The sequence below is a fragment of the Parendozoicomonas sp. 2304DJ65-17 genome (genome assembly GCF_058148445.1).
Genome location: NZ_JBYVJV010000005.1, coordinates 117871 through 138997, shown reverse-complemented (window position 1 = coordinate 138997; position 21127 = coordinate 117871). Strand labels below are relative to the sequence as shown.

19 protein-coding genes are annotated in these 21127 nt (G+C 50.2%); 11 read left to right on the top strand and 8 right to left on the bottom strand.

The features are described from left to right. Window positions 1-12: 12 nt before the first annotated feature. From ACY2RR_RS14315 to ACY2RR_RS14290, 6 genes are all read right to left on the bottom strand, one after another. On the bottom strand, window positions 13-1182 hold the full coding sequence (locus ACY2RR_RS14315) for a protein kinase domain-containing protein (RefSeq protein WP_490108835.1): 1170 nt from the start codon (window positions 1180-1182) through the stop codon (window positions 13-15). Between the two features lie 107 nt (window positions 1183-1289). After that, window positions 1290-2060, bottom strand: coding sequence for an SDR family oxidoreductase (locus ACY2RR_RS14310; RefSeq protein ID WP_490108834.1), 771 nt, complete (start codon window positions 2058-2060; stop codon window positions 1290-1292). Between the two features lie 24 nt (window positions 2061-2084). Continuing rightward, window positions 2085-2786: a histidine phosphatase family protein gene (locus ACY2RR_RS14305; protein ID WP_490108833.1), complete on the bottom strand. Its 702-nt coding sequence runs from the start codon at window positions 2784-2786 to the stop codon at window positions 2085-2087. Between the two features lie 28 nt (window positions 2787-2814). Further along, entirely contained in the window at window positions 2815-3906 is a 1092-nt protein-coding gene (locus ACY2RR_RS14300; RefSeq protein ID WP_490108832.1) for a phosphotransferase family protein, read from the bottom strand. Further along, a complete protein-coding gene (locus ACY2RR_RS14295; protein WP_490108831.1) occupies window positions 3903-4778 on the bottom strand; it encodes an SDR family oxidoreductase in 876 nt (291 codons plus the stop codon). Before ACY2RR_RS14295 ends, ACY2RR_RS14300 begins: the two co-directional genes overlap by 4 nt. 4 nt (window positions 4779-4782) lie before the next feature. Further along, window positions 4783-6015, bottom strand: a complete 1233-nt coding sequence (locus ACY2RR_RS14290) for an acyl-CoA dehydrogenase family protein (RefSeq protein WP_490108830.1) — start codon at window positions 6013-6015, stop codon at window positions 4783-4785. A gap of 96 nt (window positions 6016-6111) precedes the next feature. On the opposite strand from ACY2RR_RS14290, the gene ACY2RR_RS14285 reads away from it, so the two are divergent. Then, window positions 6112-7023 carry a LysR family transcriptional regulator gene (locus ACY2RR_RS14285; RefSeq protein WP_490108829.1) on the top strand — a complete coding sequence of 304 codons (912 nt, stop codon included), beginning with the start codon at window positions 6112-6114 and terminating at the stop codon, window positions 7021-7023. A gap of 28 nt (window positions 7024-7051) precedes the next feature. Here ACY2RR_RS14285 and glnD read toward each other — a convergent pair whose 3' ends face one another. Both glnD and map read right to left on the bottom strand, forming a co-directional pair. Continuing rightward, the gene (glnD, locus tag ACY2RR_RS14280; RefSeq protein ID WP_490108828.1) at window positions 7052-9766 is read right to left on the bottom strand and encodes a [protein-PII] uridylyltransferase; all 2715 of its coding nucleotides are present in this window, start codon (window positions 9764-9766) and stop codon (window positions 7052-7054) included. 99 nt (window positions 9767-9865) lie between these two features. After that, window positions 9866-10663, bottom strand: a complete 798-nt coding sequence (gene map / locus ACY2RR_RS14275) for a type I methionyl aminopeptidase (RefSeq protein WP_490108827.1) — start codon at window positions 10661-10663, stop codon at window positions 9866-9868. Between the two features lie 272 nt (window positions 10664-10935). Here map and ACY2RR_RS14270 point away from each other — a divergent pair, with 272 nt between their 5' ends. The 10 genes from ACY2RR_RS14270 (at window position 10936) to frr (ending at window position 21076) form a co-directional block, all read left to right on the top strand. Next, a complete protein-coding gene (locus ACY2RR_RS14270) occupies window positions 10936-11970 on the top strand; it encodes a hydroxymethylglutaryl-CoA reductase (RefSeq protein ID WP_490108826.1) in 1035 nt (344 codons plus the stop codon). Between the two features lie 19 nt (window positions 11971-11989). After that, window positions 11990-13039, top strand: a complete 1050-nt coding sequence (gene fni, locus ACY2RR_RS14265) for a type 2 isopentenyl-diphosphate Delta-isomerase (RefSeq protein WP_490108825.1) — start codon at window positions 11990-11992, stop codon at window positions 13037-13039. A gap of 9 nt (window positions 13040-13048) precedes the next feature. Beyond that, window positions 13049-14221 carry a hydroxymethylglutaryl-CoA synthase gene (locus ACY2RR_RS14260; protein WP_490108824.1) on the top strand — a complete coding sequence of 391 codons (1173 nt, stop codon included), beginning with the start codon at window positions 13049-13051 and terminating at the stop codon, window positions 14219-14221. A gap of 133 nt (window positions 14222-14354) precedes the next feature. Continuing rightward, window positions 14355-15365 (top strand): mevalonate kinase family protein, encoded by a 1011-nt coding sequence (locus ACY2RR_RS14255; RefSeq protein WP_490108823.1) that lies wholly within the window; start codon window positions 14355-14357, stop codon window positions 15363-15365. After that, complete coding sequence (gene mvk, locus ACY2RR_RS14250; protein ID WP_490108822.1) at window positions 15346-16359, top strand: mevalonate kinase; 1014 nt, start codon at window positions 15346-15348, stop codon at window positions 16357-16359. Before ACY2RR_RS14255 ends, mvk begins: the two co-directional genes overlap by 20 nt. Further along, entirely contained in the window at window positions 16340-17341 is a 1002-nt protein-coding gene (gene mvaD, locus ACY2RR_RS14245) for a diphosphomevalonate decarboxylase (protein WP_490108821.1), read from the top strand. The genes mvk and mvaD overlap by 20 nt, the downstream gene beginning before the upstream one ends. Before the next feature lie 281 nt (window positions 17342-17622). After that, the gene (gene rpsB, locus ACY2RR_RS14240) at window positions 17623-18390 is read left to right on the top strand and encodes a 30S ribosomal protein S2 (RefSeq protein ID WP_490108820.1); all 768 of its coding nucleotides are present in this window, start codon (window positions 17623-17625) and stop codon (window positions 18388-18390) included. Between the two features lie 152 nt (window positions 18391-18542). Next, complete coding sequence (gene tsf, locus ACY2RR_RS14235) at window positions 18543-19400, top strand: translation elongation factor Ts (protein ID WP_490108819.1); 858 nt, start codon at window positions 18543-18545, stop codon at window positions 19398-19400. A 301-nt stretch (window positions 19401-19701) separates the two neighbouring features. Next, window positions 19702-20433 (top strand): UMP kinase, encoded by a 732-nt coding sequence (pyrH, locus tag ACY2RR_RS14230; protein ID WP_490108818.1) that lies wholly within the window; start codon window positions 19702-19704, stop codon window positions 20431-20433. An 85-nt stretch (window positions 20434-20518) separates the two neighbouring features. After that, window positions 20519-21076: a ribosome recycling factor gene (frr, locus tag ACY2RR_RS14225; RefSeq protein ID WP_490108817.1), complete on the top strand. Its 558-nt coding sequence runs from the start codon at window positions 20519-20521 to the stop codon at window positions 21074-21076. Window positions 21077-21127: the final 51 nt, after the last annotated feature.

Below are 21127 nucleotides of genomic sequence, written 5' to 3'. Positions count from 1 at the left end.
TAGCGCTTATGGTTAGACCGGTACATTTAAGGCTTGAGGTGGCTGACAAGCCACAGGTTGTGGCGCCATAGCAAGCATGCTGGCCTGATGTTGCATAATCATAAGCATCTGCTGTTGCTGACGCTCATGAGTTATCTGGGTCAGTATTCCCTGTACCGCTTGCATATTGGCAGGGCGGTGTTGTGGGAACCTGTTAATAGCAGGCCTGATAAGGCGAGCAAACACTTCATCCTGAAGCAGATTCTCGCCCGTCATCACGCAAACAGTGTCGTTCAGCTTCATAAAAATCATGGTGCTGCCAGACATATAATCCCAAGCTTGGTTGTAGTTCTTGTGCACATAGAGGCTGGCAAGTGTATAACCGAGACCAAAGATATCCGTTGAAATTGTTTTAGGCACAGGTTTGAATCTGTGAAAGATATGCCCTGCAGGAGTAGTAACCGTCTCAAATTCTGAAGAAAGTTCGGGAGCTATATATTTTGATGGTTGCGGAAGGGCGTCTGGTGCCATGATCGGGCAGCTCATGCCAAAATCGCCAATCCGTGCATTGCCATCAGCATCTATTAAAACATTACCCGGCTTCAGGTCTGAGTGGATATAACCCATGCTGTGCAAATAACTGAGCCCGTTGCAGATACCAGCAACGAAGCTTTCTCTATCCGCTATAGGAATCGGAGTGAGAATGTTCAGGCGTTTATCCAAGCTCATGGGATATAGGGGCATCACCACATGCACAGAGTTCAGGTTGCAATGGTATCCGTAGATCGAGGCTATATTCGGGTGGTCAAATTGCTGCATTAAGCGGGCTTCGTTTCTTGTTTGTTTATATATCTCATCACATGTTTCTTTCGTATGCCCATTGATGGCGTTAGGGGTGTGGGTCACCTTTACGGCAAACAGCTCCGGATAGATAGTTGGCGCTTGAACCTGATAGACAGTGGCGAATCCCCCAAATCCTAATTGTGGGCAGAATGGCGCGGATTCTCCCAAAACTTTGATCTGCTCACGGCTTAGGGATGACGATGAGATTGTTTCTTCAGGTGGTGGAGGCAAAATTGCCACCATCGGTCCAAAGCCAGTCGGAGGATGCGCAACCAGATGGCCGTTCCAGTAAGGCAGAGGATTAGCTGTGAACTGAGGAGCCGCTACTCCCGGAGCTATTGGCTGGTGAGATACATACATGTCGCAATCCTTTGCAAACCGCTGAATACATAACGGCTCTTGGACTGCATTAAGGAAGGCTGGTTCTTAACAGAGGTGTTAGCAGCGCTAACACCTCTTGGAGTGGTTTATACCGTCAGGTAACCACCATCCACATTAATGCATGTGCCGGTGGTATAGCTGGCTGCATCAGAGGCCAGATACAACACAGTGCCTGCCATTTCATCGGGAGAGGCTGAACGGTTCATAGGAATGTGGGTAAGTGCCTGCTTCATAATGGCTGGGTTACCAGTGAGGGCTGAGGCAAACTTTGTTTCTGTCAGGCCAGGCAGAAGTGCGTTCACCCGAATATTCAAGCCGGCGCATTCTTTGGCAAAAGCTTTGGTCATGGAAATAACAGCCGCTTTAGTCACAGAATAAATACCCTGCATATGGCCGGGTACTACGCCGTTCACGGAAGCAACATTAATAATGCTGCCGCCACCGTTTTTACGCATGATCTTTCCGGCTTCAGCACTCATAAAGAAATAACCGCGAATATTTACATCGACAGTTTTCTGGAAGGCACCCAGATCGGTATCAAGAATATGACCGAAGTAAGGGTTGGCTGCGGCATTGTTGACCAGAATATCCAGTTTGCCGTGTTTCTCTTTGATAGCTGTAAAAATATCGGAGATCTGTTGCATATCTCCGATATGGCAGGCAATTGCTTCTGCGGAGCCGCCAGCATCACGAATAGCGCTGCATACAGCTTCACAGCCCTCCAGTTTGCGGCTTGAGGCAATAACATGGGCACCGTGAGCTGCCAGCAGGTGAGCAATCGCTTCACCAATGCCACGGCTCGCACCTGTAACCAGTGCAACCTTACCACTCAGGTCAAACAAGTTTTTATCGCTCATAATTCTGTCTCTTATTGTTTTTAATTAAATGCGCGTAACCAGCCTGCGCGAGCCTGCCTGTTCCAGGTGAGCATAGTTGTTAAAACCATGCAGGCTAAGTTTGTCTTTGCGAAAGTTGAGCGCGGTGATGGACGCGTTATTGATATGACGATTCAGTTTGAAAATGTCGTCTTCTCGCATGCCTAGAACCTGCAGAACAATCGTGGAAATGGTTCCGCCGGAACTGACCAACAAAGCATCCTCATTCTCTTTGAGTTCTCTGCCCACCAGAGTCACGGCATTAAGGGCTTTCTCTTTGAACTGGAACCAGGTCTGTTTGTATTCCTGGTCATGTTCACCACCTGCCCAGCGGGTTAGAGAGGAACGATAAAGCTCAAAAAAAGCCTGTGCCGGATTAGACTTGTTAGCCATATGACGATCCATTTCCTGGCGGGATGTGAATTGAGGGTTTGCAACCAGCAGCAGTTCATCCACATCAACTTCATTCAAACCTGGTAGGGTGAAATCTGGCTGGCGACCTTCCAGTCCCATACCTGAGTAAATTCCAGAAAGGGTTTGACGCTGGCGTAACAGAGAGCCACTGCCAAACAAGGTGATGGACTTGTTGACAGCTTTTAACCATTCACCAGTAACAACCGCCTGCTGCTCTCCAATTGGCGACAGCTTGTCGTAGTCATGCTGGCCAAAAGAGGCCTGTCCGTGTCTGACCAGATAGATGGTCGCCATACTTCCCCCGAGGTTTGCTAATAACGGCTTATAGTGAAGAATTCTGAATCAGTTTCTGGCAGCGCTGCTCCATATAAGCGATAGCAACATGGAACATGGCAAAGCGTTTGTCCTGAGTCTGGCCGTGGTGATAACGGTAATAAATCTGCTGCATGATGACCGCTAACCGGAACAGGCCATACACCTCATAGAAATCAAAACTCTTGAGTTCTATGCCTGCTTGTTTGCAGTACCAGTCCACAACTTCTTTTCGGGTGAGCATGCCGGGAGCATTGGTCGGTTGCCTGCGGAACATCTGGAATTGCGGCTCGTCATTGGCTTCAACCCAGTAAGCCAATGAGTTACCCAGATCCATAAGTGGATCACCCAGTGTGCACATTTCCCAATCCAGCACACCAATCACTTCCATCGGGTTATCCGGGTTCAGGACAACATTATCGAAGCGGAAGTCGTTGTGAATCAGGCAGGTTTTCACGTCATCTGGCTGTTTTTCATCCAGCCAGGTCATAACGCTTTCAAAGTCAGGAACGTTATCTGTTTTGGCTTTGCGGAAGCGACTACTCCAGCCATCAACCTGACGTTTAACGTAACCGCCTCCCTTGCCGAGTTGCTCAAGACCAACGGCTTTGTAATCGATGTTGTGAAGGTCAACCAGTTTCTGCAGAACGTTCAGGCAAAGCTGCAGGCCATCGGACTCACTGAGACCCAAACCCTTTGGCAGATCTTTTCGTGGAATCAGGCCTTTAAGACGTTCCATGATATAGAAATCACAACCAAGCACTGATTGATCATCACAGAAGTCGATCATAGCTGGTACGGGGTAATGACCAGCCAGTGCAGACATCACTTTGTATTCACGACCCATGTCGTGAGCAGAAGCGGCCTTCACACCAAACGGTGGGCGTCGCAGGATCATTTCCTGTTCGCCCAATGTCAGCATATAGGTCAGGTTGGAAGCGCCACCGGGAAACTGTTTAACCGACAGTTCTCCAGCTGCATTTGGCAGGCGGCTTAACAAATAGCTCTGCAGGGCCGAAACATCCAGCTCTTCACCAGTGCGGATATCCGTTGGCTGATCGATAGCTGGAGTTTGTTTTATTTGTTCTGCAACTTCGCTCACGATACGCCCTCTGCTCTTTTCTCTGTTTGTTGTGCAGCTCGCTTCAGGTCGACACCCTGTTTGGCTAATACTTTCTTATAACCTTTGTTCACCATCATTTTGAATATCGGGTGCAGATACTTCTTCATACGCCATGCAAACCGGCCTTCCCGATGGGGCAGAACATAAAAGGTTTTGTTTTGAACTGCCTTGTAGATGTCGTTTGCTACATCATCTGCCGTGACCTTTGAACTGGCAAGCAGTTTATGAACGGCTTTCTCCATGCCGGGATCACCAGTGCGAAAAGATTCTGCCAGATTGGTTTGGAAGAATGCCGGACACACCACAGATGTATGAATGCCAAAAGGTTCCAGTTCATAACGCAGGGTTTCAGAAAGGCTGACGACGGCGCCTTTAGTGGCGTTATAGCTGGACATCATCGGGGCAGAGACTAATCCGGCCAAAGAGGAAATATTCACAATATGGCCATAACCCTGTTTCTTAAACAGAGGAGTAAACTCCTTACAGCCACGAACAACACCCATCAGGTTGATACTGATCACCCACTCCCAGTCGTCTATTGGCGTGGTTTCAATGCGTCCACCTGTGGCAACACCCGCATTATTGACGATAACCCCAAGTCCGCCCCAGCGCTGCTCGGCTGATGTTCGCAGATTTTTAATATCCTGATCATTGCGAACATCACAGTACAGATAGAAAGCATCAGCTCCTAAGGCTTGGAGTGCGGCAACGGTTTCGTCGCCACGTTCCTGATTAATATCTGCTACGCAAACAGCATAGCCATGACGAGCAAAACACTCAGCTGTTGCCCGGCCAAGTCCGCTGGCACCACCAGTTACAGCAATGGTTTTTTTATAAGAAGACTTTGACATGGCCTTATCCTCTTTTCTTGCTCAGATGGCGATATTTCATCAACTCAAACTTGGCAATAAGTCCTCGATGAACTTCGTCCGGACCATCAGCCATACGCAGAATGCGCGCCCAGCCCAGCATGCGAACCAGAGGCAGATCGTCGGAGAGTCCTGCACCGCCGTGCATTTGTATGGCCGCATCAACAACCTGCTGAGCCATATTCGGGGCAACTACCTTAATCTGGGAAACTTCACTCATCGCTCCCATAATGCCTTTGGTGTCCATCAGCCAGGCAGCTTTCAAAGTGAGCAGTCGCGCCTGTTCGATAGCCATGCGAGAGTTGGCAATGACATCTGGGTTGCCATTAAGTTTGACCAGTGGTTTGCCAAAAGCTTCGCGGGTCATACCTTGCTCACACATCATTTTCAGGGCTTTTTCCGCAGAACCAATCAGGCGCATGCAGTGGTGAATGCGACCTGGGCCAAGGCGTCCCTGTGCAACTTCAAATCCTCTGCCGGGGCCAGCAATAAAGGCTGAAACTGGCAGGCGCACGTCAGTAAACGATACCTCACCGTGACCATAGGGAGCATCATAGTCACCCATAGCACCGAGCATACGTTCGATCTTGATTCCCGGTGTATCAAGAGGAACCAGAACCATGGCATGACGGTGGTGGCGGTCGGCTTCTGGGTTAGAGATGCCCATAAAAATAACAAACTTGCAGTTTGGGTGGCCGATGCCAGTACTCCACCACTTGCGCCCGTTAAGAACAATCTCATCACCTTCAACAATGCAGGTGGCTTCCATATTCGTGGCATCGCTGGAAGCGACAGCAGGTTCGGTCATACAGAATGCAGAGCGAATTTCACCGGCCAGCAAAGGCTTTAACCACTGTTCTTTCTGTTCTTCGGTGCCGTACTTCCACAGTACTTCGGCATTGCCGGTGTCCGGGGCATTGCAGTTAAAAACTTCGGGTGCCAGCAAACTCCAGCCTGTGGCTTCAGCGATTGGAGCATAGTCTGCGTTGGTCAGCCCAGCTCCCCATTGCTCATCAGGCAGGAACATATTCCACAGACCTTCACTTTTGGCTTGGTCTTTCAATGTTTCCATAATGGCTGGCTGGTTCCATAGAGTGTGATCCGGGCCGCCAGTGAGTTCTTCCAGATACTGCTCTTCAATGGGCAGTACTCTTTCGGAAATAAACTTTTGGGTGTGCTGGATATAGTCCCGGGCTTTGGGGGAGTGTTCGAAATTCATTGTTATTCTCTTTCTGGGCGAATCAGTTGAGAACAAGGGTGAATCAGAGAATAATCTGAATCAAATGAATAGTTTTGATTTTTAATTATAAAAAATATGCATATATCGAAACTGGACCTGAATCTTTTGGTTGTTGTGGATGTGATCGCTTCTGCCGGCTCTATTACTGCAGCGGCTAAAGAGCTGAACCTGACTCAGCCAGCGGTCAGCCATGCATTAGCTCGCATACGAGAGCAGTTGGATGACCCTTTGTTTGTCAGGGAAGGCCATTCGATGCGGCCAACACCCTATGCCCGGGAGATTCTGCCGGAACTCAGAAAAGTTCTGAATCACCTAGATACAACCCTTGGTCGTAAAACCGGATTTGATCCTCTCATCAGCGATCATTCATTCACCATTGCTATGCACGATTCCCTGGAGCCAGGATTGTTGCCGGTGCTGATGGAAGACCTGCAGCGTCAGGCTCCGCATATCAGCCTGGCCAGCGTTAAGCTTAGCCGAAAGGATATTGAAAAAGAGTTAAAGTCTGGTTTAGTGGATCTGGTTGCTGATGTTTTTTTGCCTGTGGGGGAGCAGGTTCTCTATACGCCGCTGCAACAGGAGGATTTGGTTGTTGTGGCTCGTCTCGATCATCCGCGGGTAAATGAACGTCTCACTCTGGATCAGTATCTGGCAGAGAAGCATGTACTGGTTTCTTCTCGTCGTCGTGGTCCCGGCTATGAAGATAATGTATTGGCTCGGGAAGGGTTAAGGAGAGCAATAACTTTGCGAGCCCGTAACCATCTGGCAGCTTGTCAGGTGGTGGACAGGACTGATTTATTGCTTACGCTGCCTTCCCATTATGCAAAGCAGGCGGGCCAATACCTGAATCTGAAAACCTTGCCGCTTCCGCGAAAGATCGAGCCTGTCTGCACTTACCTTTATTGGCATGTTCGAATGGGGGAAAGTCAGCCGGTGCGGTGGCTGCGTGAGCAACTGTTGGGGTTGGTAGGAGACGGGAAGGCATGATGAGCTATCCCGTCTCCCCGTAGGACGTTTAAGCCGCTCCTCCAAGAGAATCCTCAAGGGCCTTTTGCAGCTGCTGACTCAAAGCTTTATGCAGCTGTTGAACCTTTTCCGGATCGCTGATGGGGTCGCCATTCAGATCTGTGATAAAGAACACATCCTCTATCTTTTCCCCCAGAGTGGAAATTTTGGCTTTCTGGATCAGAACCTTCTGTTCCATAAATACATGGCCCATATAGGCCAGCATGCCGGGGCGATCGACAGCGTTAATTTCTACCACTGTTCTGCGATTTACCGGGTCATTACTGATGGCAATTACAGGCTTACGGGCGAAATGCTTAAGCTGCCGAGGAGTGTGAACGGTATCGAAGTTAGGCTTTGGCAGTGATTCCGCCTTCAGTGTTTTACTGATATGGGAGCAGATACGCTCGATGCGTGCCGCATCATCACCCAATGGTTCACCGGTACTGGCATCCAGCACGATAAAGGTATCCAGTGCCAGACCACTGGCAGCAGTAATAATGCGAGCGTCGTGTATGGTCAGGTTCATTTCCCCAAGAGCCGTAGTGCAGGCAGCAAACAGATGAGGGATGTCCGGGCTGCAGATAAAGACTGCGGTGCCACCTTCGTAGCGGCGTTCTGTCGATTCTTTTACCAGAATCAGTGGTAACTCGCTAGGGTTATCAAGAATACCTTTGGTCTGCCATGCCACTTCTGTAGCGTTATGGCGAAGAAAATATTCATCACCAAATTCCTGCCAGAAAGCTTCTGCCTTCTCAATATCAACTCCCTGTGCGGTTAGCATCTGGCGAGCAAGGTCTTGGGTGTCGTCAATGTTCTCCTGCTTGTCGATTGGGTTTTCCAGGCCACGGTGCAGGGCTTGTCGGGTTTGCTTGAATAGTTCTCTCAGCAGACTGGCACGCCAGCCATTCCACAAGCTGGGGTTGGTGGCATTGATATCGGCAACAGTCAGGCAGTACAGGTAATCCAGGCGGCGAGAGTCGCCAACCAGCTGGGCAAAGTTGTTAATGGTTTCTGGATCAGACAAATCCTGGCGCTGAGCAGTTACCGACATGGTCAGGTGGTGACGAACCAACCATTCAACCAGTGAAGTGTCGGCAGCGGAAAGGCCATGTTGTTTGCAGAAATGGCGGGCATCTTCTGCGCCAAGAATCGAATGGTCTCCACCCCGGCCTTTGCCAATATCATGATAAAGCCCGGCGATATAAAGCAGTTCTGGTTTTGGCAGGCGTTTCTTGGCTCGGCAGGCAACCGGGAACTGTTCCTGGTTCTCTTTATAGTTAAAGCGGCGCAGGTGTTTGATCAGCAGCAGAGTATGAGCGTCGACCGTGTAATTATGGAAAAGGTCATGCTGCATCTGTCCAATAATGCGGCCGAACTCGGGAAGATAGCGCCCCAAAACACCGTAACGAATCATACGTCGCAGGCTGGCTGTCAGGGCGTAGGGCGAGCGCATCAGTTCAAGGAACTGTTTGTGCACCTTAGGGTTAGCTCTAAAATTATCGTCTATCAATACCCGGGCATCACGAATGGCGCGAATTGTTTCGGCGGTGGGCCCGAGAATGAAAGGATTCCCTGACATTAAAACAAAGATTTCAATCAGTGCTTCAGGGTGCTCAGTGAAGACATTTGGATGAGTGATTTCAATATACTCGTTGCAGACCTGAAACCGCTCATTCAGAGAGATAACTTCCTGCTCTTTACCTGCATCCAGAATATTGTCATCGAAGTGTTGTAGCAGCAGGTCATTCAGTACTCCGAGAATCATTACCGCCCGAAAGTACTTCTGCATAAATTGCTCAACGGCAAGAGCGCCACCTTCAATATCCTCGTAGCCAAATTGTTTGGCCAGAGTGCGCTGGTGGTCAAACAACAGGCGATCTTCCGGGCGTTTGGTCAATCTGTGGATTGCCCAGCGTACCTGCCAGAGAAAATCTCTCGCCCTTACCAGCATGTGGTATTCCCGTTCCACCAGAAAACCGATATTCACCAGTTCCTGGGGATCATCAGTTCCGTAATGACGGCGGGTAATCCAGCCAACCATATGAAGATCCCGAAGACCGCCGGGAGAGCTTTTCAGGTTTGGCTCAAGATCATATTCGGTCTGGTTAAATTTACGATGGCGAGCCTGTTGCTCTTCATACTTGGCTTGCAGATATTCCTTGCTCGGCCACATCTGTTCCGGACTAATGGCGTTTTGCATAGCATCGAACAGGCTCTGCTTACCAGACAGTAGTCGTGACTCAATCATATTGGTGATAATAGTGAGATCGTCACGACCCTGGCTGGCGCACTCGCTGATAGAGCGAACACTGGAACCGACCTTGAGATTAATATCCCAAAGTAAGGTAAGGAATTGTTCTATGGTATCCCGATGAGGCTCGGCATCTTCACCCTTTAGAAGAATGAGAATATCTATATCCGATTGCGGATGAAGTTCTGCGCGACCATAACCACCAACTGCAACCAGTGCGATATCTTCAGCGTCCTTTCCCGCCAGATGTTCCCAGGCCAGAGTCAATACCTGATCAATCAGCCATGCCCGACCACTGACAAGGGTCTGGATAGACATATCAGCAGCAAACCATTTATCCATCTGCTGCTCGGCCTGCTCCAGACACTTTTTATAAGCCAGGGCTGGCTGGGAGGTGATTGTTAACTCAGCCCGAAACTGGCTTCGATTAAACAGGCTATTTTTCTGGGTATCACTCAGTACGGCGGTCATGGGCTGTTCTTCTTCTGAGTTTGTGTGTCTTCCCTGTCGGAATAGCAAAGATTCCGGAGTGCAGATGCAAGCAGACCGGCAAAAGCCGGTCTGTAAAGTTTATGCCAGAGGAGAGGTTTCACCTTCCCTCAATGTGAGAATTTCGTATCCATCTTTCGTGACCAGGATGGTGTGTTCCCACTGGGCTGATGGACGTCGATCCTTGGTAACAGCTGTCCAGCCATCGCCTTTCAGTTTGGTTTCTTTACGGCCAGCGTTAATCATTGGCTCGATGGTGAAAATCATACCTTCCTGGAGTTCAACGCCGGTACCAGCAATGCTGTTATGGGTCACCTGAGGTTCTTCGTGGAAACCTTCGCCGATACCGTGGCCGCAGTACTCTTCAACCACTGAGTAGTGGTTGGCGTGAGCATGTTTGGCAATGGCTGCGCCGATATCGCCAAGGTAAGCACCAGGGCGAACCTGCTGAATGCCGAGGTACATGCACTCACGGGTAACATCTACCAGGCGCTTCATATGTTCCTGAGGCTCACCAATAATAAACATCTGACTGGTATCGCCATGGTAGCCATCTTTGATAACGGTGATATCAATATTCAGGGCATCGCCTTTCTTCAGTTTTTTCTTGTCTGAAGGAATGCCATGACACACCACATCGTTCAGTGAGGTGCAGATGGATTTTGGAAACCCTGGGCGACCCGGAGCTGCGCCATAGTTCAGTGGTGCCGGGATGGTTTTCTGAACATTGACCATGTAGTCGTGACAAAGGCGATCCAGTTCTCCAGTCGTCACACCCTCTTTTACATGAGGGGCAATCATAGTGAGAACTTCACCGGCCAGTCGGCCAGCAATGCGCATTTTCTCGATCTGCTCTGGGGTTTTAATAATGACAGACATGTCGTGCTGTAGAATCCCTGAAGTTTGTCCGCTTTCAGCCAGAAGCCATCTTCGCAGAAGTATGTAAACAAGATGTTGCGGACTGTAATTTAATAGCTAATGCCACATTCTAGCAAAACCCTTGCGGCTGTTGATAGTTGCGGAAGTGGAGATAGAGAGTTTTACGGCTTGTTGCATACAGGCAGCGCAATCTGTTGTGTTCTGATATGATGGCGCCACCCGGGGTGGTGAGGCCCCGGATATTAGTACTCTGACAGGGCGATTTCCGGGATATGTCACAACATAAAATTTCCCAGGCTCCAGTTCCGATGCGGCTGGTAGGGCCGGTTCGGATTGTTGGTGATGTTGTGGATGACAGCGTAATGCTGCCATTGGCAACCTTTGAAACCACTTTGTGGCCGTCTGTCGGGCGGGGAGCCCGGGTAGCCACTCTGGCTGGCGGAATGCGCGCCACAGTGCTGGATGAACGAATGACTCGTTCTATTTTGCTGGAGGCTGAAGATGCCTCTCATGCACTTTCTGCCTGGCAGAGCCTTTCTGCCCGTCAAGAAGAAATGAATATGGTGGTGCGGGAAACCAGCCGGTTTGCCCGGCTGATTGATATGCATCACCAGATAGTTGGCAACATGTTGTATGTGCGTCTGGAGTTCACCACCGGCGATGCAGCCGGCCATAATATGGTGACTCTGGCAGCGGAAAAACTTCAGGACTGGCTGCTCAGTGAGTACCCGGCACTGAAGTACACATCGATTTCCGCCAACTACTGCACAGATAAAAAAGCTACTGCCGTTAATGGCATTCTTGGTCGGGGCAAGAGTGTGGTCTGCGAACTGACCATTCCCCGTGACCTGTGTGAGCGTCGCCTGAAAACCACGCCTGAGGCTGTGGTTGACCTAAATATTAAGAAGAATTTAATCGGCACCATGCTGGCGGGCGGCATTCGCAGTGCCAATGCCCACTTTGCCAATATGTTGCTGGCGTTTTATCTGGCAACCGGCCAGGACGCTGCCAATATTGTTGAAGGTTCACAGGGGATTGTTCACTGTGAGGTTCGCGATGGCGACCTGTACTTCTCCGTCAGCCTGCCAAACCTGATTGTCGGTTCGGTTGGTCATGGCAAAGGGCTGGAGTTTGTAGAAGAAAACCTGCGCCTGCTTGGTTGTAAGGAAGAGCGTGAGCCTGGTGAAAATGCCCGCCGTCTGGCAGTTATCTGTGCCGCTGGTGTTTTGTGTGGAGAGCTTTCTCTGCTGGCAGCGCAGACCAATCCTGGTGAGTTGATGGCCGCTCATGTGAAGTTTGAGCGCTAGTGCTGAGGGTAATAGTTCTATGAGTTCAGAACTCAAAACTGATCAGCAAACCAACAACCGGAAAATCGAACATATCCGGATGATTGAGCAGGATAGCGAAACCGATCGTGATGCCCGTTATTTCGATCGTATCCGTCTCAGTCATCGGGCACTACCGGAACTTGATCTGGAAAAAGTTGATCCCAGTGTGGAATTTATGGGACGTAAGCTCTCATTCCCTCTGTTGATCTCTTCCATGACTGGCGGTGATCACAGTCTGGTTCGCACCATTAACCACAACCTTGCGGCCGCCGCGCAAATTACTGGTGTTGCTCTGGCTGTCGGTTCTCAGCGGGTTATGTTTGAACAGCCTGCTGCCCGGGCCAGTTTTGCTTTGCGTCAATACGCTCCCGATGCTTTGTTGCTGGCGAACATCGGCGCGGTGCAACTTAATAAAGGTTTTGGTATTGAGCAGTGCCGGGAAGCTGTAGAGCTTGTTGGTGCTGATGGTCTTTATTTGCATCTGAATGCTCTACAGGAAGCGATTCAGCCGGAGGGTGACGTCGATTTTTCCGGCCTTCTGGATAAAATTGAACGCATCCGCAGTCAGCTGGACTGCCCACTTCTGTTGAAAGAAGTTGGTTGCGGCTTCTCCGTTGACGATGTGGCAAACGTTGTTGAGCGTGGCATTGAATATATTGATGTGGCCGGGCAAGGGGGGACCTCCTGGAGTCGCATTGAACATTTGAGGGCGGAAGATCGTCACAGTCTTGGAGTTCTTTTCCAGGATTGGGGCGTGCCAACCCCTCAGGCGCTGAAACAGGCCAAACCCTATCGAGACAGAGTTCAGCTGATTGCCAGTGGTGGTTTGAGGAACGGTATTGATATGGCCAAGTCTGTTATACTCGGCGCCCGGTTATGCGGGATGGCTGCCCCGCTGCTTAAGCCAGCCATGGAGTCTGTAGATCAGGTGGTGGATGCCATTGAAGCATTAAAGCGAGAATTTGTAACCGCAATGTTTTTGCTGGGTGCCCCTGATGTTGCCAGTTTATACGGCAATGAAAGACTAATTCTGGAAGACTATACCTGATAGTGTGCTATGTCCGTCGGTATTGATGACATCAGTTTTTATTCCTCTGGTATGTTTTTACCGCTGGCTACGCTGGCGGAACATAATGGAGAAGATCCGGACAAATACCGGATAGGTCTTGGTCAGGAGCGTATGGGCGTTCCTGCGCAGGATGAAGATATTGTCACTCTGGCGGCTAATGCCGCCAGGCTTCTTATAAATAATGACAATCGTGAAAGTATAACCACTGTCTTGTTTGCGACAGAGTCCAGTATTGATCAGTCTAAAGCCGCAGGTGTTTACGTGCAGCGGCTGCTGGGTTTGGGGTCCAACTGTCGTGTTGTTGAGCTGAAGCAGGCCTGTTACAGCGCAACAGCGGCACTGCAGATGGCCTGTGGATTGGTGGCCCGTAAGCCTGAAAGTCAGGTGCTGGTATTGGCTTCTGATATTGCCCGTTATGGTTTTGATACTCCGGGTGAAGCTACCCAGGGTTGTGGAGCGGTTGCTTTTATTGTTAAGGCAGGTCCTCGTCTGCTGACCGTGCATGCCGAAACCGGCTGTTACAGTGAAGATGTTATGGATTTCTGGCGCCCTAACTATATGGATACGGCGCTGGTGGATGGAAAATATTCCACCATTATCTATCTCAAAGCGCTGCGCCAGAGCTGGAAGAATTACCATGAGGCTGGTGGTCTTGAGTTCGGTGATTTCTCCCGGTTCTGCTATCACCTGCCATTTACCAAAATGGGTGAAAAAGCACATCGCAAGCTGGCGGTTACTAATGGCGTATCCATGGATGCTGATCTGCTGGAAAAGCAAATAGGCTCAGGCCTGCTGTACAATCGCCAGATTGGTAACAGCTACAGTGCGTCGCTGTATATTGGACTACTGTCGCTGCTGGAAAACGATCAGGAAGACCTCTCTGGTCAGAATGTTGGGTTGTTCAGTTATGGCTCAGGGTGTGTTGGGGAGTTTTTCTCTGTCACAGTACAGCCTGGTTATAAACAGTACAGTCGACGCGAGCAGCATGTTGATATGTTGGAAGCGCGTCAGGAACTGGATTATGAAGGCTATGCCAGCCTGTTCAGTCACACCTGTCCCAAAGATGGCGGAGAGCACTATTTCCCTTCTGAGGCGGCGGGTCGCTACCGACTTGCAGGTATTCATGATCATAAGCGCATTTACACCGAAACAGGGGATTGAGTCCCCCGGTTTCCGGTATTTGCTGTCGGCGCTGCGAAGCCGGATTGCGGATACCGGAAGCGGGCAAGGGTTCAGTCAGTCACCGGGACTGTTTACAATGGCAGTTCAACAGGAAGTCCGTGGCAGGTAGTTCATGAGAGCCATTGCTCCAGGCAAAATAATTATTTCCGGTGAGCATGCCGTGGTTTATGGTACGCCAGCTCTGGCCGTTGCTGTAAATATTCATGCTCATTGTGAAGTGCGCCCCGTTGATGATGCGGTGGTTCACTTTTATCTCGATAACTACGGCCGATTGGCCGAGTGTACGATTTCTGATCTGGAACCCCTGCGTCTGGCAACAGATGAAGCCTACCAGGCTTACCTGCTGGGACAGCGGGATATTTCCTCTGTTCTGAGTCGACCTGGTGATCTGTATCTCTATGCGATTGCCGGTTTGCTCAGCGCTCATGATATTCCCCGCGACCGGGGTTTTGAGATTCATCTGAAGTCAGATATTCCCATGCGTTCTGGTATGGGATCATCGGCAGCAACTGTGGCCTCAGTGCTGGCAGCAGTCGCCGGTTATTTTCATGTTGAGCTGGATAAAATGGCACTGTTCCGTTTTACCAGTCACACTGAGCGGCTGCAGCACGGCTGTAGCAGCACGATTGATCCAATGGTGACTGTTCACGGTGGCTTGGTGCGCATGGAAAATGCCCAGGTAGAAACCCGTCAGGAGCTGCCGGAGCTGAACTGGTATCTGGTAAATTCCGGTGAGCCGGAAGTCAGTACCGGGCAGTGTGTGGCCGAAGTTCGCCGTCGTTTTGGTAAGAGCACTATCTGGAATGAATTTCACAGTATTATTACCGGTCTCGAACAGGCATTTCTGTGTCGCGATGTTGGTGCCCTGAAAGAGTATGTAAAGCGCAATCATCAGTTGCTGGTGGATATCGGTGTGGTGCCGGGTACCGTGCAGCGCTTTATGGAAGATCTGCGTTCCCGTTATAACGCTGTTGGCAAGGTAAGTGGTGCTGGCGCGGTTTATGGTGAAAAGGCCGGGTTCCTGCTGGTGCAGAGCGACCAGCCGGTAACAGATCTGTGTCGTGAATATGGTTTCCCGGTTACCCGATTGCAGTGTGATCCCCATGGCGTCCGTCTCTGCTGAAATGCCTGTTGCTGAACAGGCAGAAAATACATTTGATACCCAACAGTCCGGACAAAAAACGGTCGTCGTTTCTGCTCCCGGCAGCACTATGTTGTTTGGCGAACATGCGGTGCTCCATGGTGAGGCGGCTATTGCCTGTGCCATGGATGCCCGGCTTTCTGTGAAAGCGTCTTTGCGCCACGATCGTCGGGTTGTGATTCGTTCGGCTCTTGGTGATTTTGAAACCGAGCTGGATGACCTTGATAAAAGTCGTACCCACCGTTTTGTATTGGCTCTGCTAAAGCGCTGGCAGAATCGCCTTCCTGCTGGCGTAGAGTTGGAAATTAAATCCGGTTTTTCCCATACTGTTGGTCTTGGTTCTTCTGCGGCGCTTACAGTTGTTGTGGCTGCGGCATTTCGTCATCTCTGTGGTTTGCCGCTAAAGCAGCGTGCATTACTGGATGAATGTCTCGCAGTTGTGCAGGAGGTGCAGGGTGGTGGCTCCGGTACTGATCTGGTGGCCAGCATTTATGGCGGCATTGTTCACTATCGTCCGGATACCCGCAGTGTTACCCCGTTGGGTGATACCTTGCCACTCGCTCTTCATTACTGTGGTTACAAAACACCAACCCCTGATGTGATTGCTCGTGTGAATTCTGAGCGCATGCTCACACCTGCTCTTTATGATCACCTGTTCCGGATGATGGGGGAGTGTACCCAGCAGGCGGCGGGTGCTATCCGCGAGGGCGATATTGTTCGGCTGGGGCGATGTATGAATGTCTATCACGGCCTTTTGGATAGTCTTGGTGTGTGTGATGTCGCTTTGGCGGGAATGGTTCATCGGTTGCGCAATCAAGGTGTTTTGGGAGTGAAAATCTCAGGGTCGGGGTTGGGGGATTGTGTAATCAGCCTCGAAAATGGCTCTGAGAATGGGAAAGCTCGACTGGATGATTACGAATGTTTACCTGTATCTGTTTCTTCTGCTGGAGTGAGTTTTGAGTCTGACTCGGAGTGATGTCGCCGCCAGAGTTCTGGGCGACTGTGTACCTGAGCCGGTTGATGCGTTTGAAGCGTTTGCGCCGGTCAATATTGCCCTGTGTAAATACTGGGGCAAACGTAACGCTTTGCTAAATCTGCCTGTTAATGATTCGTTGTCGGTATCTCTGGCGAAAAAAGGTTCCAGTACCAGGGTGTTCTGGCTGCCGGAACAGGCAGAAGATGAAGTAACCCTGAACGGTAGCGTAGTTGATCGGGATTCCAGCTTTTATAAAAAAGTTGTCGCCCATGCTGATCTGTTTCGTGCCTTGGTACCCGGCGCTCTTCGGGTGGAAACCATAAATAATGTGGCAACCGGAGCCGGACTGGCGTCTTCTGCGTCTGGTTTTGCGGCTTTGACTCGTGCACTGGTGGGTCTTTACGGGTTATCTCTGAATGATGAGCAGCTCTCCCTATTGGCTCGAATGGGAAGTGGTAGTGCCAGTCGCTCGGTTTACGAAGGTTTTGTGCGTTGGCATAAAGGTGTAAGGGCGGATGGTATGGATAGCTTTGCCCGCCCTCTCTCAGAAATATGGCCGGATCTGCGGGTTGGGGTTCTGACCCTGACCAGTGAAGTCAAAAAAACCAGTTCCCGGGAGGGGATGCAGCGTACCGTAGATAGTGCGATCTTGTACGGAGGCTGGCCTGAACAGGCTGAGCGCGATATTGCCCGTATTGAGCATGCTATCACTGTTCGTGACTTTACTTTGCTGGGGGCAACATCTGAACAAAATGCTCTGGCTATGCACGCGACAATGCTGGCTTCCTGGCCACCGCTGCTGTACTGGCAGCCGGAATCGGTAGCGGTGCTGCAGAAGGTGTGGCAGCTTCGGGCTGATGGTTTGCAGGTGTACGCTACTATGGATGCCGGGCCAAATGTAAAGCTGTTGTTCGAGTTTTCTGCGGAATCCGATGTGCGGCTGGCTTTTCCGGATGTGGATGTGATTGTTCCTTTCGGCTGAATTTGTATTTTCCTGGTGTTTTTTCTTAACTGAAAACAGTTGTTTTGATGCCTGAATTTTTACAGGAAACTGGCAGCTGTTTTTTTTCTGTGGTATAAAGCCGCGCTGCTGCATGTTTCCATGTGGCAGAACTTTAAATTTTTACTAAATCGCACATATATCGGCACATAATCCGGGGTGCCCCATATCTGCAAGTGTCTTATAAACAGATACTGCTGTTCAGGTATAGAGGGTCGGGTTATGGGATATATGGAGGCATAACCCCTTTAGGAGTTAGAGACATGGCACACGTTACCATGCGCGAGATGCTGAAAGCCGGCGTTCACTTTGGTCACCAGACTCGTTACTGGAACCCAAAGATGGGCAAGTTCATCTTTGGCGCTCGCAACAAGATTCATATCATCAACCTTGAGCACACTCTGCCTGCATTCAACAGCGCTCTGGACTTCATCCAGAAGCTGGCCGAAGGCAAGAACAAGATCATGTTTGTTGGCACCAAGCGTGCTGCCAGCAAGCACGTACGTGAGCAAGCTCAGCGTTGTGGCATGCCTTACGTTGATCACCGCTGGTTGGGCGGCATGCTGACCAACTACAAGACTATCCGTCAGTCTGTACGTCGTCTGCGTGACCTGGAAACTCAGCGTGAAGATGGTACTTTCGAGAAGTTGACCAAGAAAGAAGCTCTGATGCGTACCCGTCAGCTGGAAAAGCTGGATCGTTCCCTGGGTGGTATCAAGGACATGGGTGGTCTGCCTGACGCTCTGTTCGTGATCGACGTAGAACACGAAAAGATCGCTATCCAGGAAGCTAACAAGCTGGGTATCCCTGTTATCGGTATCGTTGATACCAACAGCAACCCTGATGGCGTTGACATGATTATCCCAGGTAACGATGACGCAATCCGTGCCATCCAGCTGTACCTGGAAAGCGCTGCCAACACTGTTCTGGAAGCGCGCGCTGCTCAGCAGGTTGAGTTTGAAGCTGAAGAAGCTCCTGAAGCTGCTGCTCCTGAAGCTCCTGCTGCTGACGAGTCTGGCGAAGAAGCCTGATTTGCATGATTCCATGTGTGCAGTATCGTAACTGTATGCATGGTTTTTCTGCATATTAAAGAAAGGGGGCTTTGCCCCCTTTTTTCAAAAGAATTTATACGGATTTCGCAGGGTTGCGAAATTCGTTTTCTGACAGGTAAGAGGATACTGAGATGGCAATTTCCGCTGCTCTGGTAAAAGAACTGCGTGACCGTACCGGTCTGGGCATGATGGAGTGCAAGCGCGCTCTGGCTGCCGTAGACGGTAACGTTGAAGTGGCTATTGAAGAACTGCGTAAGTCCGGTCAGGCCAAGGCTGCCAAGAAGGCTGGTCGTACCGCTGCAGAAGGTATCGTTGTTTCCAAGGTTATCGATGGTGGCAAGGCTGCCCTGATGCTGGAAATCAACTCCGAAACTGATTTCGTTGCCCGCGATGCCGGTTTTATCGCTTTCGCTGACAATGCCCTGAACAAGGCTGACGCTGAAAACCTGACTGACATCGCTGCACTGAAAGAAGCTCTGGAAACTGAGCGTCAGGCGCTGGTTCAGAAAATCGGTGAAAATGTTGATGTTCGTCGCATCGTTAAGCTGGAAGGTGGCGTAACTGGTTCTTACGTTCACGGTAACAAGCGTATTGCCGTACTGGTTTCTCTGGAAGGCGGTAACGAAGAGTTGGCTAAAGACGTTGCTATGCACGTTGCAGCGGTTAACCCTCAGGTAGTTAACAAAGAAGACATGCCTGCGGAAATCGTTGAGAAAGAAAAAGAGATCATCAAGGCTCAGCCAGACATGGCTGGTAAGCCAGAAAACATCGTTGAGAAGATGATCGGCGGTCGTATCAACAAGTTCCTGGCTGAAAACAGTCTGGTAGAGCAGGCGTTCGTTAAGAATCCTGAAGTGAAAGTTGGTCAGCTGGCTAAAGATGCTGGTGCCAAGATCCTGAACTTCATCCGTTTTGAAGTTGGTGAAGGCATCGAGAAGGAAGAAGTGGACTTCGCTGCTGAAGTTGCCGCTGCTGCTTCTGGTCAGTAAGAATTCTCCTCGGAGAGTTTTGCAGGCTGTTTAAACAGGGTGGTGATGAAAATCATCACCCTGTTGCGTGTCTGGTATTTGATTTTGACGCGTTTGTCTGGTTTGGTGTTGTAGCCTGTAGAATCTCTCTGGTAGAAAGGTCACAATGTGCAGGTTTGCTTTTGTGATTATTTGTAGTCCGCTATGAGTCAGTCGACTGGGAATTTGGATGTTAAAAGTTTCCATCCGACTGCCTGTATATCTTCCATCTGTTGTTACCCGCCTTTTCTTTTCGGCCGGTAATAAATAACCGCAGGAACTGATGATGCCCGCAACTGATCGCCAGCCTAAATATCACCGTATTCTTCTGAAACTCAGTGGGGAAGCCCTGATGGGTGATGAGGACTTTGGTATTGATCCCAAAGTTCTGGATCGTATGGCTCTTGAAATCGGCCAGCTGGTTGGTATCGGTGTTCAGGTTGGCCTGGTTGTTGGTGGCGGTAACCTGTTCCGCGGGGCTGCTCTGCAGGATGCAGGTATGGATCGGGTAACTGGTGACCATATGGGTATGCTGGCAACAGTGATGAATGCCCTGGCGCTGCGTGATGCCCTTGAGCGTTCCAATATAAATACTCGTGTAATGTCTGCTATTCCCATGAGTGGTGTAGTAGAGCATTATGACCGCCGACGTGCGGTGCGCTACCTCAACTCCGGTGACGTAGTTATCTTCTCTGCCGGTACCGGTAATCCGTTTTTTACAACGGATTCTGCGGCCTGCCTGCGGGGCATTGAAGTAGAGGTGGATGTTGTTATGAAAGCCACCAAGGTAGATGGCATTTACGACAGTGATCCGGTTAAGAACCCTGATGCCGTTAAGTACGACGAGCTAAGCTACGACGAAGTTCTTGATCGTAAGCTGGGGGTTATGGACCTGACAGCTATCTGCCTGGTACGGGATCATCAGATGCCCGTTCGTGTTTTCAATATGAACAAGCCTGGAGCGCTACTGAACGTTGTGGTTGGTGGTGAAGAAGGTACCCTGGTTACCCCATAGGAAATGTTCCGGGGTTTGACCGGCAGTTAATGATTTTTATGTGGCAGGGCGGCAACGCCCTGTACGATTGCTTCGGGAGTGAACAATGATCAACGAAATCAAATCTGATGCCGAAACACGCATGGGCAAGAGCATTGAAGCTCTGCATCATGCCTTTGCCAAGATTCGTACTGGCCGTGCGCATCCTAGCCTGTTGGAAGGTGTTAAGGTTAGCTATTACGGTTCTGACACCCCTCTGAGTCAGGTTGCTAACATCAGCGCGGAAGATGCCCGTACTTTGGCTATCCGTGTTTGGGAACGCAACATGGTTCCTGACGTAGAAAAAGCCATTCTGACCTCTGATCTGGGTCTGAACCCCTCTACTGCTGGTGAAGTTATCCGTGTTCCTCTGCCCATGCTGACCGAAGAAACCCGTAAAGGTTACACCCGTCAGGCGCGTCAGGAAGCGGAACAGGCCCGCGTAGCTATCCGTAACATTCGCCGTGATGCTATCGCTGATTTGAAAGAGCTGGAAAAAGAGAAGGAAATCAGTGAAGACGAAGAGCGTCGTGGTCAGGACGATGTTCAGAAAATCACTGATCGCTTTATCGCAGAGGTTGAAAAGACTCTGGAAGCTAAAGAAAAGGATCTGATGGAAATCTGATTCTGCTTCACATTGGGCCAGTCGGTGCGGCGGTATCGGCTGGCGCCAGAG

Excerpts from the sequence above, each read along its gene's own strand:
- glnD (WP_490108828.1), bottom strand. The coding sequence starts at position 9,766 with ATGACCGCCGTACTGAGTGATACCCAGAAAAATAGCCTGTTTAATCGA.
- rpsB (WP_490108820.1), top strand. The coding sequence starts at position 17,623 with ATGGCACACGTTACCATGCGCGAGATGCTGAAAGCCGGCGTTCACTTT.
- ACY2RR_RS14310 (WP_490108834.1), bottom strand. The coding sequence starts at position 2,060 with ATGAGCGATAAAAACTTGTTTGACCTGAGTGGTAAGGTTGCACTGGTT.
- ACY2RR_RS14260 (WP_490108824.1), top strand. The coding sequence starts at position 13,049 with ATGTCCGTCGGTATTGATGACATCAGTTTTTATTCCTCTGGTATGTTT.
- ACY2RR_RS14285 (WP_490108829.1), top strand. The coding sequence starts at position 6,112 with ATGCATATATCGAAACTGGACCTGAATCTTTTGGTTGTTGTGGATGTG.
- map (WP_490108827.1), bottom strand. The coding sequence starts at position 10,663 with ATGTCTGTCATTATTAAAACCCCAGAGCAGATCGAGAAAATGCGCATT.
- ACY2RR_RS14270 (WP_490108826.1), top strand. The coding sequence starts at position 10,936 with ATGTCACAACATAAAATTTCCCAGGCTCCAGTTCCGATGCGGCTGGTA.
- ACY2RR_RS14255 (WP_490108823.1), top strand. The coding sequence starts at position 14,355 with ATGAGAGCCATTGCTCCAGGCAAAATAATTATTTCCGGTGAGCATGCC.
- fni (WP_490108825.1), top strand. The coding sequence starts at position 11,990 with ATGAGTTCAGAACTCAAAACTGATCAGCAAACCAACAACCGGAAAATC.
- tsf (WP_490108819.1), top strand. The coding sequence starts at position 18,543 with ATGGCAATTTCCGCTGCTCTGGTAAAAGAACTGCGTGACCGTACCGGT.
- pyrH (WP_490108818.1), top strand. The coding sequence starts at position 19,702 with ATGATGCCCGCAACTGATCGCCAGCCTAAATATCACCGTATTCTTCTG.
- ACY2RR_RS14315 (WP_490108835.1), bottom strand. The coding sequence starts at position 1,182 with ATGTATGTATCTCACCAGCCAATAGCTCCGGGAGTAGCGGCTCCTCAG.
- mvk (WP_490108822.1), top strand. The coding sequence starts at position 15,346 with ATGGCGTCCGTCTCTGCTGAAATGCCTGTTGCTGAACAGGCAGAAAAT.
- frr (WP_490108817.1), top strand. The coding sequence starts at position 20,519 with ATGATCAACGAAATCAAATCTGATGCCGAAACACGCATGGGCAAGAGC.
- ACY2RR_RS14295 (WP_490108831.1), bottom strand. The coding sequence starts at position 4,778 with ATGTCAAAGTCTTCTTATAAAAAAACCATTGCTGTAACTGGTGGTGCC.
- ACY2RR_RS14305 (WP_490108833.1), bottom strand. The coding sequence starts at position 2,786 with ATGGCGACCATCTATCTGGTCAGACACGGACAGGCCTCTTTTGGCCAG.
- ACY2RR_RS14290 (WP_490108830.1), bottom strand. The coding sequence starts at position 6,015 with ATGAATTTCGAACACTCCCCCAAAGCCCGGGACTATATCCAGCACACC.